Annotated in this window: 15 protein-coding genes and 2 tRNA genes; 6 read left to right on the top strand and 11 right to left on the bottom strand. The window is 62.8% G+C overall.

From position 1 onward, the window contains the following. A partial coding sequence (locus tag ACTG4J_RS10815; RefSeq protein ID WP_439139440.1) for an ATP-dependent Clp protease proteolytic subunit occupies nucleotides 1-234 on the top strand: 234 nt, incomplete at its 5' end. Between the two features lie 144 nt (nucleotides 235-378). Further along, nucleotides 379-1644: an ATP-dependent Clp protease ATP-binding subunit ClpX gene (gene clpX / locus ACTG4J_RS10810; protein WP_439139438.1), complete on the top strand. Its 1266-nt coding sequence runs from the start codon at nucleotides 379-381 to the stop codon at nucleotides 1642-1644. Between the two features lie 70 nt (nucleotides 1645-1714). Here clpX and ACTG4J_RS10805 read toward each other — a convergent pair whose 3' ends face one another. From ACTG4J_RS10805 to ACTG4J_RS10795, 3 genes are all read right to left on the bottom strand, one after another. Further along, entirely contained in the window at nucleotides 1715-2734 is a 1020-nt protein-coding gene (locus ACTG4J_RS10805; protein WP_439139437.1) for a hypothetical protein, read from the bottom strand. Nucleotides 2735-2769: 35 nt separating this feature from the next. Further along, nucleotides 2770-3390, bottom strand: coding sequence for a sugar transferase (locus ACTG4J_RS10800; protein WP_439139435.1), 621 nt, complete (start codon nucleotides 3388-3390; stop codon nucleotides 2770-2772). A gap of 278 nt (nucleotides 3391-3668) precedes the next feature. Beyond that, a tRNA-Tyr gene (locus ACTG4J_RS10795) sits at nucleotides 3669-3752 on the bottom strand. A gap of 122 nt (nucleotides 3753-3874) precedes the next feature. Between ACTG4J_RS10795 and rlmB the strand changes: the two genes are divergently transcribed. The 3 genes from rlmB to ACTG4J_RS10780 all read left to right on the top strand — a co-directional run bounded on the left by rlmB (nucleotide 3875) and on the right by ACTG4J_RS10780 (nucleotide 5654). Further along, nucleotides 3875-4657, top strand: a complete 783-nt coding sequence (gene rlmB, locus ACTG4J_RS10790) for a 23S rRNA (guanosine(2251)-2'-O)-methyltransferase RlmB (RefSeq protein WP_439139433.1) — start codon at nucleotides 3875-3877, stop codon at nucleotides 4655-4657. 15 nt (nucleotides 4658-4672) lie between these two features. Further along, nucleotides 4673-4987 (top strand): hypothetical protein, encoded by a 315-nt coding sequence (locus ACTG4J_RS10785; protein ID WP_439139431.1) that lies wholly within the window; start codon nucleotides 4673-4675, stop codon nucleotides 4985-4987. Nucleotides 4988-5180: 193 nt separating this feature from the next. Further along, nucleotides 5181-5654, top strand: a complete 474-nt coding sequence (locus ACTG4J_RS10780) for a CoA-binding protein (protein ID WP_439139430.1) — start codon at nucleotides 5181-5183, stop codon at nucleotides 5652-5654. A 54-nt stretch (nucleotides 5655-5708) separates the two neighbouring features. Here ACTG4J_RS10780 and ACTG4J_RS10775 read toward each other — a convergent pair whose 3' ends face one another. From ACTG4J_RS10775 to hisA, 3 genes are all read right to left on the bottom strand, one after another. Then, nucleotides 5709-6026: a phosphoribosyl-ATP diphosphatase gene (locus tag ACTG4J_RS10775; protein WP_439139428.1), complete on the bottom strand. Its 318-nt coding sequence runs from the start codon at nucleotides 6024-6026 to the stop codon at nucleotides 5709-5711. After that, nucleotides 6023-6784: an imidazole glycerol phosphate synthase subunit HisF gene (gene hisF, locus ACTG4J_RS10770; protein WP_439139427.1), complete on the bottom strand. Its 762-nt coding sequence runs from the start codon at nucleotides 6782-6784 to the stop codon at nucleotides 6023-6025. The genes ACTG4J_RS10775 and hisF overlap by 4 nt, the downstream gene beginning before the upstream one ends. Nucleotides 6785-6861: 77 nt before the next feature. Continuing rightward, the gene (gene hisA, locus ACTG4J_RS10765; RefSeq protein WP_439139425.1) at nucleotides 6862-7578 is read right to left on the bottom strand and encodes a 1-(5-phosphoribosyl)-5-[(5-phosphoribosylamino)methylideneamino]imidazole-4-carboxamide isomerase; all 717 of its coding nucleotides are present in this window, start codon (nucleotides 7576-7578) and stop codon (nucleotides 6862-6864) included. A gap of 145 nt (nucleotides 7579-7723) precedes the next feature. Here hisA and ACTG4J_RS10760 point away from each other — a divergent pair, with 145 nt between their 5' ends. Further along, the gene (locus ACTG4J_RS10760; RefSeq protein ID WP_439139423.1) at nucleotides 7724-8119 is read left to right on the top strand and encodes a DUF2147 domain-containing protein; all 396 of its coding nucleotides are present in this window, start codon (nucleotides 7724-7726) and stop codon (nucleotides 8117-8119) included. Between the two features lie 16 nt (nucleotides 8120-8135). Here ACTG4J_RS10760 and hisH read toward each other — a convergent pair whose 3' ends face one another. From hisH to pyc, 5 genes are all read right to left on the bottom strand, one after another. Next, on the bottom strand, nucleotides 8136-8774 hold the full coding sequence (gene hisH / locus ACTG4J_RS10755) for an imidazole glycerol phosphate synthase subunit HisH (protein WP_439139421.1): 639 nt from the start codon (nucleotides 8772-8774) through the stop codon (nucleotides 8136-8138). Between the two features lie 4 nt (nucleotides 8775-8778). Further along, a complete protein-coding gene (hisB, locus tag ACTG4J_RS10750) occupies nucleotides 8779-9366 on the bottom strand; it encodes an imidazoleglycerol-phosphate dehydratase HisB (protein WP_439139420.1) in 588 nt (195 codons plus the stop codon). 65 nt (nucleotides 9367-9431) lie between these two features. Continuing rightward, a complete protein-coding gene (locus ACTG4J_RS10745; protein WP_439139418.1) occupies nucleotides 9432-10532 on the bottom strand; it encodes a DUF1972 domain-containing protein in 1101 nt (366 codons plus the stop codon). Between the two features lie 187 nt (nucleotides 10533-10719). Continuing rightward, nucleotides 10720-10794: transfer RNA gene (locus ACTG4J_RS10740), tRNA-Gly, on the bottom strand. Between the two features lie 186 nt (nucleotides 10795-10980). Beyond that, nucleotides 10981-13998: pyruvate carboxylase (gene pyc / locus ACTG4J_RS10735; RefSeq protein ID WP_439139416.1), on the bottom strand; the 3018-nt coding region annotated here is incomplete at its 5' end.

The raw sequence follows: 13998 nt of genomic DNA, 5'->3' as shown, positions 1-13998 counted from the left end.
CCCTCGGGCGGCTACCAGGGTCAGGCGACGGATATCATGATCCATGCCCGCGAGACCCAGAAGCTCAAGGATCGGCTTAACCAAATCTATGTCAAGCATACCGGCCAGACCTTCGAGGCGGTGGTCGACGGGCTTGAGCGGGATAACTTCATGGACGCGCAACAGGCCAAGGACTGGGGCTTGATCGACGAAATCGTGGAAACCCGTGTTCCTGCCGATGGCGAGAGCAAATGATCGGCATCGCGCCTGCCGGATTTGGCGGGAATTTCGCATTGTGGTGTCGGATCGGCTGTTCTAGGCTTTTGCGAACGGGGTCCGCGCGCCACTGCGCGGACGCGGCGGTCAATATGGCCCGACAGACCGGTTGAGGTGTAGAGCATGGCGAATTCATCCAGTAGCGACACGAAGAACACGCTGTATTGCTCGTTCTGCGGCAAAAGCCAGCATGAGGTGCGCAAGCTGATCGCCGGGCCGACCGTATTCATCTGTGATGAATGCGTCGAACTTTGCATGGACATCATCCGCGAGGAAACCAAGACATCGGGGCTGAAATCGGCGGGTGGCGTGCCGACCCCGCTCGAAATCTGCGATGTGCTTGACGATTACGTCATCGGCCAGCGCCACGCCAAGCGGGTGCTGTCGGTGGCGGTGCACAACCATTACAAGCGGCTCAACAATGCGGGCAAATCCGAGATCGAGCTGGCAAAATCGAATATCCTGCTGATCGGTCCGACGGGCTGCGGCAAGACGCTGCTCGCGCAGACCTTGGCGCGTATCCTCGATGTGCCCTTCACCATGGCCGATGCCACGACGCTGACCGAAGCGGGCTATGTCGGCGAGGATGTGGAGAATATCATCCTCAAGCTGTTGCAGGCATCCGAATATAACGTCGAACGCGCGCAGCGCGGCATCGTCTATATCGACGAGGTCGACAAGATCACGCGCAAATCCGACAACCCCTCGATCACCCGCGATGTCTCGGGCGAGGGGGTGCAGCAAGCACTGCTGAAGATCATGGAGGGCACCGTCGCCTCCGTGCCGCCGCAGGGTGGGCGCAAGCATCCGCAGCAAGAATTCCTGCAGGTCGATACGACCAACATCTTGTTCATCTGCGGCGGTGCTTTCGCGGGTCTGGACAAGATCATCGCACAGCGCGGCAAGGGCAGCGCCATGGGCTTTGGCGCCGATGTGCGCGACCCCGAATCCAAATCGGTGGGCGAGTATTTCAAGGATCTGGAACCGGAGGATTTGTTGAAATTCGGCCTGATCCCCGAATTCGTCGGCCGCCTGCCTGTGCTTGCCACGCTGGAAGATCTGGACGAGGCAGCATTGGTCACCATCTTGACCGAGCCGAAGAATGCACTGGTCAAGCAGTACCAGCGCCTTTTCGAGCTTGAGGATGTGAAGCTCAAGTTCACCGATGACGCGCTGACCGCCATCGCCAAGCGCGCCATTGCCCGCAAAACCGGCGCGCGGGGTCTGCGCTCGATCATGGAAGATATCTTGCTCAACACCATGTTCGATTTGCCCAGCACCGCGGGTGTGGAAGAGGTCGTTGTCAACGAGGAGGCCGTAACCTCCGAGGCGCAACCGCTGATGATCTATTCCGAACGCAAGAAAGAAGAACCCGCCAGCGCGGGCTGACCCTAGCGCAGCGCAACGCGAACGGCCTCACCGATTGGTGGGGCCGTTTTTGTTTGTGGCATGCCCCCCTTTACCGCAGCCACAAATTCTCGCGCTTGAGCGTGTTGCGGATCGCCTGTTCGCGGCGGGGAAGGTTGGCGCGGTCGAATAGGGCGCGGGCCTTGGCGCCCTTGCCTTGGTAGATCATCCGCTTGATCGGTTCGTAGGTTTTCAGCACCTTCTTGATGCGATTTGGCGTGGTGATTTCTTCGAGCAGGTCGATCACCGCCTGATCCTCGCGCGCATAGGCAAGGGGTAGCACGCGGTAATGGCAGCTATGGCTCCCATCCAGCCAGCCTTGCGCCAACGCGTCGCGCCCGCCGCCAAGGGCGTGGATGACAAGAGGAAGGGCGACCTGATCCAGCCAAGGGTCAAGCGACTGGCAGATCAACTCGGGCGGCGGCGTGTCGCGGATGGCCAGCGCATATTCCAAGAACCGCGCGCCAAAGGCTGCGGGGTCGCGGTAATAGAAAAATCCCGCGTTGAAATAGAGGTAGTGGCGCCAATATTCGGCGGGCCAGCCCATATCGAGCGAGGCGGTGAAATCGAGGCCGAACTTGTCGTAAAGCGATTTCCATGTCGCCGTGTAGCCTGGCCCGTAAAGCTCAAGCTGCGGCCATGTCGCCTCGACCCGGAGGCTGGCGGCAGGGCGGTCGAAATCGAACGGCACCTCAGACAGATCGCCGGTGATCAGCGTATCGGTGTCGAAGAAGACAAAGGGCGTGTCTGCTGGCAGTGAAGCGAGCGCTTCGATCTTGTTGCCATAGGGGTAGCTTTCGCCGAAATGCCGGTTTTCGAAGGGCAAGATCGTCGCGCCGAAATCCTCGGTCAAAAGCTGGCGGGCGTCCGTGTCGGTGATGCGTGGATCACGCGACCAGCGCGGGCCCGGCTGCGGTTCGGCGATGAATAATTGCCCCTGAAAGTCGGGGTTGCATCGGCGAAAGCTGGCGGCAAAAAGCACCGCCTCATAGGTCAAGCGCCCGGCTTGCCCGACGATCATGACATTGAAGACCGCGGGCGTTGCGGTGTTCGTGTCAATATTCTTTTGCATTTCAGCCTGCCCCCGTCGCCCGTCGTGTCAGGCGCTCAGGTGCCGCGCATCCGCCAGACCGTGACCATGGTCCGCCAGAAAATCCACATATCCAACGACATGCTGGCATTGCGGATATAATCGATATCGGCGGCGGTCTTGTGCCGTGTGGCCTCGATCCCTTCTGCATAGCCAAGCTGGATCTGGGCCAGCCCGCTGATGCCGGGGCGCACGCTGTAGCGGTGCCGATAATCGGGGATGGCGTGGATATAGTGATGGGCATGGGCGAAATAATCGGGGCGCGGGCCGATCAAGCTCATCTCGCCGAGGTAGACGTTGAGGATTTGTGGCAATTCATCGAAGCGCGTCAGGCGCAAGAAGCGGCCCAAGGGGGTGATGCGGTGCATCTCGAGCGGGTCATCCGGCCCACGCCGTTGGGTCGGGTTGCCAACCATCGTGCGGAACTTCAAGGCGCGGAAGGGTTTGCAATCACGGCCCATGCGCTTTTGCCGAAAAAACAGCGGGCCGGGATTGTAGATCGGGTTCAGCACCAAGAGCGGAAACAAGACCACCAGCATCGCGGGGAACAGGAAGATGGTGCAAAAAAACAGGTCAAAGGCGCGTTTGGCGACACGATAGGCCAAGGGTTGCGCCCGCGTTTCGACAAAAGCGGGCACGGCTTCCGTATGGATAGACCCGAAGTCGGGAATGAGTGTCACAGGCGATATCCCCAAAGCAGCATTCGCGAAAGATCGCGACCCCAATCATTCGTTACCGCAATCTTCCTCAATCGACAACATGCAAGCATGTGATTGCGCGCCGCCGCGCGGTGATTGCCCGCCTTATCGGCGCATCAGGGTTAAAAATGACTTAAAATACAACCAGAAGGAAAATCCGGCGCAGGATTTGCGGCCGCAGAACGCGGCATGTGCAAAATCGATTCGGCTAGGGGGGATGGTGGGCGACCCTGGAATCGAACCAGGCATGGGTCTCCCCGGCGGAGTTACAGTCCGCTGCCGCACCTTGCAGCACGTCGCCCGACGCGAGGGCTGGATAATCACGGGGGCAGGGGCCGTCAACCGCGAAAACGCGCGGGCGCTGCCCCTTGGCATTCGGCTTTCGCGCGCGTAACCCATGGCGCAAGGAACAAGGGCGCCGACCATGACGAAAAAACCCACTTGGGTCATCGACAAAGAAAAGGCCAAGCGCGCTTCGGCGGCGGAAACCGTGTGGCTTTTCGGCCTGCATGCGGTGCGCGATGCGCTGCTCAACCCCGCGCGTGCGCGGCTGCGCCTGATCGTGACACGCAATGCCGCCGACAAGCTGGCCGATGCGATCGCCATCGCAGGGATCGAGGCCGAGATCGCAGACCCCCGCAAATTTACCGCACCCCTTGATCCCGGCTCAGTCCATCAAGGTGCCGCGCTTGAGGTCAAGCCGCTTGATTGGGGCAGCCTAGAGGATGTGGCGATGGCACCGGGGATGGGGTTGCCGCGGCTTGTGCTGCTGGACCGGGTCAGCGACCCGCACAATGTGGGCGCGATCTTGCGTTCAGCCGAGGTTTTCGGCGCGCGTGCGGTGATCGCACCCGCCCGTCATGCCGCACCCGAGACGGGCGCGCTGGCCAAGACCGCCTCGGGTGCGCTGGAGCGGCAGCCCTATCTGCGGGTGCCGAACTTGGGCAATGCGATCGAGGCACTCAAGAATATGGGCTTTGTCTGTGTCGGTCTTGATGGGGCGGCCGAGATCGATCTGGGTGTCGTTGCGGCAGAGCTGTCGGATCGTCCCGTCGCCGTGGTGCTGGGTGCCGAAGGGCCGGGCCTGCGCGAGCGGACGCGCGAATTATGCGATTATCTTGTCCGCATTCCCGCATCTGGTGATTTTGGCTCGCTCAATGTCTCGAATGCGGCGGCGGTCTCCCTATATGCGATCACACAGGCCTGAGGGATCGCCGCGCGGATGCAGACCAAACTTGCAACCTGTTCTTATTGCGGGCGTCGCCAAGCGCTGCAACTGACCGCGCGCGGCGGACATGAATTGGCCTGTGGGGCCTGTGGCGCGCCGCTGCACGAGATGAAATGGCTCAAGCCCCCCGCGCCCGATCAGCCCAAGAAGCGCAGCGCCCCGCGCCCCGCGCCGCATGGCTTGACGCAGCCCGGCCCGCGCAAGGCATCCGACGATGGACGCGCACGCAAACCGGTGAAGAGGCGCAAATCGCTCTGGAAGAAAGCCTTCGAAGAGGTGTTCGAGGTGATCGAGGACATCTTCGACTGATCCCCGCGTCCAGCGTATGCGCGCCTGCGCGGGATCACTTTTTTGTTTTCACACTACAAAATGCCTGCGCGCGCCACATCTATCGTGTGACGGGCGGTTCGGAACACCGTCCGTTGACCACTGTCCCTCGTTCCATCACCTGCGCCCGCGTCATTTCGGCTGCGGGCGCTTTTTTGTTCTGGTAAAGGGGGACATGACCCAAGACCCCTCCGATGATCTGTTGCGCGACATCTTGCGAAAATCCCGTGTTTTCGCGCTTGTCGGCGTCTCGCCCAACCCGGTGCGCCCCAGCCACTTCGTCGGCCGTTACCTTGGGCTGAAGGGCTACAAGGTCGTGCCGGTCAATCCCGGCCATGCCGGTGAACGTCTTTGGGGCCAAGAAGTCCGCGCCAGCCTCGCCGATATCCCCGATCCCGTCGATGTGGTCGATATCTTTCGCCGTTCCGAGGCCGTGCCGGGGATCGTGGATGAGGTCTTGGCGATGGACCCACTGCCCAAGGTGATTTGGATGCAGATCGGCGTGACCCATGATGCGGCGGCGGCCAAGGCCGAAGCGGCGGGGCTGACCGTGATTCAGGATCGCTGCCCCAAGATCGAGTATCAACGCCTGTTCGGCGAGCTGCGCATGGGCGGGTTCAACACCGGGATCATTTCCTCGAAGCTTTGATCGGGGCGGAAAACGGCAGTTTTCCCATTCGAAAACGTGCTTTTTTCGTCCCGCCTAGCCGCGGCTGGCTTTCTCGTCGATCCCCGAGCGGCCTTCGCGGCGCGCGAGTTCCGCCAAGACATCCGACAGCGCCACATCGCGCGCGGTGAGCATCACCAGAAGGTGGTAAAGCACATCCGCCGCCTCGGCCGTCAGTTTTTCGCGATCGCCGCGCACCGCCTCGACGATGGCCTCGACGGCCTCTTCGCCGAATTTCTGGGCCGCTTTCTCGGGGCCCATGGCGAGCAGTTTTGCGGTCCATGAGGTGTCGGGATCGGCCCCCTTGCGCGCGGCGATGGTGGCGGCAAGCCGGCTTAGCGTGTCGTCGGTCATGTCAACCTCACGGGGATACCGGCCGCGGCCATATGGGCCTTGGCCTCGGCGATTGAATAGGTGCCGAAGTGAAAGATCGAGGCGGCGAGCACGGCGCTCGCATGCCCCTCGGTCACGCCTTCGACAAGATGGTCGAGCGTGCCCACCCCGCCGCTTGCGATCACCGGCACGGGTACCGCATCGGCCACAGCGCGGGTCAGCGGCAGGTTGAATCCCGATTTCGTGCCGTCGCGATCCATCGAGGTGAGCAAGATCTCGCCCGCGCCCTTGGCGACTACGATCTTGGCGAATTCCACCGCGTCGATGCCTGTGGCTTTGCGACCGCCATGGGTGAAAATCTCCCACTTTCCCGGCGCCACGGTCTTGGCGTCGATCGCCACCACGATGCATTGGCTGCCGAATTTGTCGGCCGCGCGCGCCACCACATCGGGGTCGGCCACGGCGGCGGAGTTGAAGCTGACCTTGTCGGCGCCCGCCAAAAGCAGGTTGCGCACATCCTCGACCGTGCGCACGCCGCCGCCGATGGTCAGCGGCATGAAGCATTGCTCGGCCGTGCGGGTGGCCAGATCATACATCGTGCCCCGGTTTTCATGGGTGGCGTGGATGTCGAGGAAACACAGCTCATCCGCACCCGCCGCATCATAGGCGCGCGCCTGTTCTACCGGATCGCCCGCATCGACCAGATCGACGAAATTCACCCCCTTGACCACGCGGCCATCGGCGACATCGAGACAGGGGATGATGCGGGTCTTGAGCATGGGATCTGCCTAGCCGATTGGCGGGGGCGAGGGAAGGCGGGCGGCGGGATTTGCGTATTTTCGGAAAGATGAAGGGATCAGGCAAGGGCTGCGAGTGCTTGGCCGAGATCGAGCGCGCCATCATAGAGCGCGCGCCCCGAGATGGCGCCGGCAATGGCGCCCGTGTCGCGCAGGGCGATGAGATCGGCCAGCGAGGACACCCCGCCGCTTGCGATGACGGGGATGGCGGTCGCGCGCGCCAGATCGGCGGTGGCCTGCACGTTCGGCCCCCCCATCGCCCCGTCGCGGTCGATATCGGTGTAGATGATCGCGGCCACGCCCGCATCTTCGAACTGGCGCGCCAGATCGGTGACCATCACATCGGTTTCTTCGGCCCAGCCCTTGGTGGCGACCCGGCCCTTGCGCGCATCGATGCCCACGGCGACTTGGCCGGGGAAAGCGCGGGCGGCGGCGCGCACCAGATCGGGGTTTTCCACCGCGACGGTGCCAAGGATCACGCGGGCGATACCCTTTTTCAGCCACATCTCGATCGTGGCCATGTCGCGGATGCCGCCGCCGAGTTGCGCAGGGATATCGGTGGCGGCCAAGATCGCCTCGACGGCGGCGCCATTCACGGGCTCACCCGCGAAGGCGCCGTTCAGATCGACGAGGTGCAGCCATGCGCTGCCCGCATCCTGAAAGGCGCGTGCCTGTGCTGCCGGATCGGTGTTGAACACGGTCGCCTGATCCATTTCACCGCGCACAAGACGGACGGCATGACCATCCTTGAGGTCGATAGCGGGGTAGAGGATCATGGCGCTTGTTCCTTTCGCGGTCATCTGGCGCGCTTTTGTCAAAGGGGCGCGCGATGGGCAAGACCGGCATTTGGCGCAACGTCATGCTGGACACATGCCCCCCCCGCGCGGCTAGATCATGGCGCAACTCTTGGGAGGAGATGTTATGCGGAAACTGGTAGGCGGCGCTGTGGCGCTGATGGTGATGGCAACTGCTGCGATGGCCGATCCCTTGATCGGCGATTGGCGTACGGCGGCCGATGACAACGGCAACAGCGGGATCATCCGGATCACGCAATGCGGCACCTCGCTTTGCGGCACGTTGGTGCAATCCTTCGACAGCGCGGGCAATCCGATGCAGTCCGAGAACACTGGCCGCCAATTGATCTGGGATACCAACCCGACAGGCGAGGCCGGCCAGTATCGCGGCATGCTGCATTCGCCCGATCGCGGGCGGGATTATCGCTCGCGGCTTGCGCTGGCGGGCAATGCCTTGACCGTGTCAGGCTGCGTGATGGGCGGTGCCATCTGCCGCGAGGGCGGCACCTGGCAGCGCAACTGATCGCAGGCGGCGGGGTTCAGGGACGCCAGTTCAGGAAATTGGCGATCAGCCTGAGCCCCGCGCGCTGGCTTTTCTCGGGGTGGAACTGGGTTCCCACGACATTGGCGCGGCCCACGATCGCCGTGACTGGCCCGCCATAATCGACATGTGCCAGAAGATCGGCGGGATTTTCCACGCGCATGGCGTAGGAATGGACGAAATAGGCGTGATCGCCCGTTTCGATCCCCGCCAGCACCGGATGGGGTCGGTCGATCACCAGATCGTTCCAGCCCATATGCGGCACCTTGAGGGCGGGATCGGCAGGGGTGATGCGCGTCACCTCGCCCTGCACCCAACCAAAACCCGCCACATCCTCGTATTCGCGGCCCCATGTGGCCAGCATCTGCATACCGACGCAGATGCCCAAGAACGGCACGCCGCGCTGTTCCACGCCCTCGACGATCGCGGCTTCCAGCCCGTCGATGGCTTGCAGGCCCCGACGGCAGGCTGGAAAGGCACCATCACCGGGCAGCACGATACGGGTGGCGCGCGCCACCTGATCGGGGTCGGATGTCACCACGACCGCGCCATGCCCGCCCTCGGCGGCCATCCGCTGAAAGGCTTTCTCGGCCGAATGCAGATTGCCGGAATCGTAGTCGATCAAGACCGTGGTCATGCGGTCACAGCGTTCCCTTGGTCGAGGGGATGGCACCCTCGCTGCGCGGATCTGGCTCGAGCGCCTCGCGCAGCGCGCGCGCCACGGATTTGAAGGCCGCTTCCGCGATGTGGTGGCTGTTGATCCCGGCGAGCTTCGTTACATGCAGCGTGATGCCGCCATGGGTCGAGAGCGCTTGGAAGAACTCGCGCACCAACTCGGTGTCGAAACCGCCGATCTTGGCGGTGGGAAATTCCACATCCCAGACCAGATAAGGCCGCCCCGACAAGTCGAGGGCCGCGCGCAGGAGCGCGTCATCCATCGCAAGGTGAAAGCTGCCATAGCGGCGGATGCCGCGTTTGTCGCCCATCGCCCGCGCCAGCGCTTGGCCCAGTGCGATGCCCACATCCTCGACCGTGTGGTGATCGTCGATATGCAGATCGCCCGTGGCGTTGATTTCCATGTCGATCAGCGCGTGGCGGGCGAGTTGGTCGAGCATATGATCGAAAAACCCTATGCCGGTCTTGATGTCACGGCGTCCCGTGCCATCGAGCGCGACCGACAGGGTGATGTCGGTCTCGTTGGTCTTACGGGTGATCTGGGCGGTGCGCATCGGCCTGCTCCCTTGTCGCATGTGGCGGCGGTATAGCCGTGCCTTGGCGCAGGGGAAAGAGCGGGCTAGAGGCCGAGCAGACGGAAATAGGCATCTGTGACATCTTCCCAGCGATAGCGGCGCTCGGCAATGGCCCGTAATCGCGCGCCCATGGCCGCGGCGGCGGCATTATCGGTCAAGCCCTGCAGGCAGGCGTGCAGCCCCGCAGCACTGTCGAAAAACCCGGCCTGACCCTCGGTCGTGGCGCGGTTATAGGTGCAATCCCATGCCGCGATGGGCAGGCCTTGGCCCATCATGGTGACAAGGGCCGGGTTGGTACCGCCGGCGGCATGGCCGTGGATATAGCACAGCGCACCGGCGCGGATCGCGGCAAGGCGGGCGGGGTCATAATCCGCATCGACCAGATGCAGCCGTGGCTTTCCTTGAAAACGTTTGGCCAGCATCCGACCATGGCCCGTGTCGTCCCAGTTCGACATCACCACTAGCGGCGGCAAGGTGGGGTCAGAGGCGAAATGCGACAAGATCAGCTCAAGATGGTTCTCGGGTTCGGCGCGCGCCATCGCCATCGCGTAGCCGTCAGGCAAAGCGAGATCGCTGATATCGGCAGGCGGCGAGGGGTTCGTTTCCTCATGGCCATAGGGGATTTCGATCGTGCCCCGCTGGTAGCTCTCGCTCACGTGGCGGGCGATCTCGGGGTTGTCGGCGATCAGCGTATGCGACCAGCGCACGGCGGCGGCCTCGGAGCGTTTCAGCACTGCGCGCGCGGCCCCGCGCCATTTCTGGCGTCGCCATTCCACCCCGTCGATATTGCAGATGATCCGCATGGGCGAGAGCGCGCGCAGCGCCGGCAATGCCATGGCCCCCGACACGCCCAGCAAAAGCGCCGCGCTGTAGCCGCCGCGGGCCGCTTGCCAAAGTGAGAGCGCATCATAAGGGATGGATTGCGCCCCGTTGGCCCTGAGCGGCAGGTAGCGCAGCGCCACACCCATATAGCTGTCAGGCAGGGGCTTTGCGGTTTGCGGCGCGCTGCACCAGACGGTCAGCCGATCGGCACGGCCAGAGCGGGCGGCGGCGCGCACCAATTCCTCGGCCAAGGTCTCGAACCCGCCATAGCGCCCCGGCACGCCGAGCGTGCCGATGATCGCGACCTTCCCCCTCTCGCTCATCAGCGCCGCTTTCCGGGCAGCGGGGTGGTGAAGCGGATGGGGCTTGGGTGACGTTTCATGTATCCGGCACAGATCATCTATCGCGCATGCATATACGCGAAAGAGCATCGGGATCAATCCAGCGCCTGTTGTGACGTGACCGGCGCAAACGAAAAGACCCGGGTCTTGCGACCCGGGCCTTTGCGACTGGAGCGGGTGATGAGATTCGAACTCACGACCCTTACCTTGGCAAGGTAATGCTCTACCCCTGAGCTACACCCGCTCTGTGGAGGCGGGTATTAGTGCCAAGTGCTGGGGGGTGCAAGGGGGAATTTGCGGGTTTGACGCGGGTTTTCGCCGGCTGCGGGCGCGCCCCTGTAAACAACCTGACGCTTTGGCCGGTCGCAGCATGGTGACACCCCGTCGGGCAGGGTGTTTGCCTAGTGCAAAGCGCGCGTCCCGCCCCCTCTCACTCCAATTCGATCAGCAGATCCTTGGCGTCGATCTGGCCGCCGGGGCCGACATGGACGGCGCGCACCACGGCGTCGCGTTCGGCATGCAGGCCGGTTTCCATCTTCATCGCCTCGATGGTCAGCATCAGATCGCCCATCTTGAGCTTTTGGCCGACCGTGACCGCGACCGAGGCCACGACACCGGGCATCGGCGCGCCGATATGGTTGGGGTTGCCGATTTCGGCCTTGGGGCGTTTTGCGACGGTCGCACCCAGCTTGCGGTTGGGCACGCGGATGGTGCGGGGCTGGCCGTTCAACTCGAAGAAGACCTTGACCTCGCCTTCTTCGGTGGTCTCGCCCACGGCTTGAAGCTGGATGTTGAGCGTGACACCGGGGTCGATCTCGGCCTCGATTTCTTCGCCGGGTTCCATCCCGTAAAAGAAGGTGCGCGTGGGCAGGGTGCGGACCGGCCCGTAATCCTTGTGGCGGGTGGCGTAATCGCTGAAGACCTTGGGATACATCAAATATCCCATCAGATCCTCGTCATCGACGTCTTGTTCCAGCTTGGCCGCCACCTCGGTCCGGGTTTTTTCCAGATCGATGGATGCCACATGCAGGCCGGGGCGATCGAGGATCGGCACCTCGTCTTTCAGCACCTTTTTCAAGATGCCGGGGGGAAAGCCGCCCGGCGGCTGGCCCAGATTGCCGCGCATCATGTCGATCACGCTATCGGGAAAGGCCACATCCTTGGCCGGGTCTTCGACATCGGCGCGCGTCAACCCTTGGGAGACCATCATCAGCGCCATATCGCCCACCACCTTGGACGACGGCGTCACCTTGACGATATCGCCGAACATCCGGTTCACATCGGCATACATCTGCGCCACCTCGTGCCAGCGATCCTCGAGCCCCATCGAGCGCGCCTGCGCCTTGAGGTTGGTGAACTGGCCGCCCGGCATTTCGTGCAGATAGACCTCGGAGGCGGGGGCCTGCATGCCGGACTCGAACGCGGCGTAATGGGCGCGCACGGCTTCCCAGTAATCGCTGATCTCGCGGATCGCGCGGATATCAAGGCCCGTGTCGCGCTCGGTGAATTGCAGGGACTCCACGATTGTTCCCAGCGTCGCCTGAGAGGTGTTGCCCGACAGCGCATCCATTGCGCAATCGACGGCATCGACACCCGCCGCCGCCGCCGTCAGGATCGTGCCGCAAGCCACGCCCGCCGTGTCATGGGTGTGGAAATGGATGGGCAGGTCCACTGCATCCTTCAGCGCGGGGATCAAGACGGCCGCCGATGCGGGCTTGAGCAGCCCCGCCATATCCTTCAGCCCCAGGACATGCGCGCCCGCGGCCTCCAGATCCTTGGCCATCTTGACGTAGTATTTCAGGTCATACTTCGCCCGGTCAGGATCGAGGATATTGCCCGTGTAGCAGATCGTGCCTTCGCAGATCTTGCCCGCATCCTGCACCGCATCCATCGCCACGCGCATGTTCTCGACCCAGTTCAGGCTGTCGAAAACGCGGAAGATGTCGACGCCGCTATCGGCGGCCTGACGCACGAAGGCCTGCACCACATTGTCAGGGTATATCGTGTAGCCCACCCCGTTGGCGCCACGCAAAAGCATCTGGGTCATGATATTGGGCATGGCGGCGCGGATATCGCGCAGGCGTTGCCATGGGCATTCCTGCAAGAAGCGATAGGCGACATCGAAGGTCGCGCCGCCCCAGCATTCGACGCTGAACAGCCCCGGCAGCTTGGCGGCATAGGCGGGTGCCACGCGGATCATGTCGATCGAGCGCATGCGGGTTGCCAAGAGCGACTGATGCCCGTCGCGCATCGTCGTGTCGGTGATCAAGAGCTGGGTCTGATCCTTCATCCACTGGGCTACCGCCTTTGGCCCCTTCTCCTCCAACAGCTGCCTTGTGCCCGAAATGTAGCGATCGCTTCGCGCAGCGGGGGCTTTGGGCGGCTTCACATCGGCGCGCGGTTGTGGGCGGCCTTGGGTCTCGGGGTGTCCGTTGACGGTGATATCGGCCACATAGGTCAAGATGCGCGTGGCCCTGTCACGGCGCGGCTTGAAATCGAACAGCGCGGGCGTCGTGTCGATGAACTTGGTCGTGTATTGGTAATTCAGGAAGGTCGGGTGTTTCAGCAGGTTGATCACGAAATCGATATTCGTGTTCACGCCCCGAATGCGGAACTCGCGCAAAGCCCGGTCCATCCGCGCGATCGCGGCCTCTGGCGTCGGCGCCCAAGCGGTGACTTTTTCCAGAAGCGAGTCGTAATAGCGCGTGATCACCGCGCCCGAATAGGCCGTGCCGCCATCAAGCCGGATGCCCATGCCCGTCGCGCCCCGATAGGCGGTGATACGCCCATAATCGGGGATGAAGTTGTTGGTCGGATCTTCGGTCGTGACACGGCACTGAATCGCGTGACCGTCGAGCTTCACATCGTATTGGCTGGCCACACCCGTCGCTTCGACCAGAGATTTGCCCTCTGCGATCAGGATTTGCGCGCGCACGATGTCGATGCCCGTCACCTCTTCGGTCACGGTATGTTCGACCTGCACGCGGGGGTTCACCTCGATGAAATAAAAGGCGCCGCTGTCCATATCCATCAGGAATTCGACGGTGCCCGCGCATTCGTAATTCACATGTGTGCAGATTTTCTTGCCGAGCAGGCAGATCTCTTCGCGCTGGGCCTGACTGAGATAGGGGGCGGGCGCGCGCTCCACGACCTTTTGGTTGCGGCGCTGGACAGAACAATCGCGCTCATAGAGGTGGTAGATATTGCCTTGCTGATCCCCAAGGATCTGAACTTCTACGTGGCGGGCGCGCTGGATCATCTTTTCCAGATACCCCTCGCCATTCCCAAACGCGGCCTCGGCTTCGCGGCGTCCCTCTAAAACCTTTTCTGGCAATTCATCGGGGTTTTCGATGGGGCGCATACCCCGACCGCCGCCGCCCCAAGAGGCCTTGAGCATGAGCGGATAGCCGACCTGCGCCGCCTCTGCCTTGATTGCGTCCATGTCGTC

Source organism: Roseicyclus sp. (genome assembly GCF_965662675.1).
GTDB lineage: Bacteria > Pseudomonadota > Alphaproteobacteria > Rhodobacterales > Rhodobacteraceae > Roseicyclus.
The sequence above is the reverse complement of the archived record's forward strand: the minus strand, read 5'-3'. Positions and strand labels throughout refer to the sequence as shown.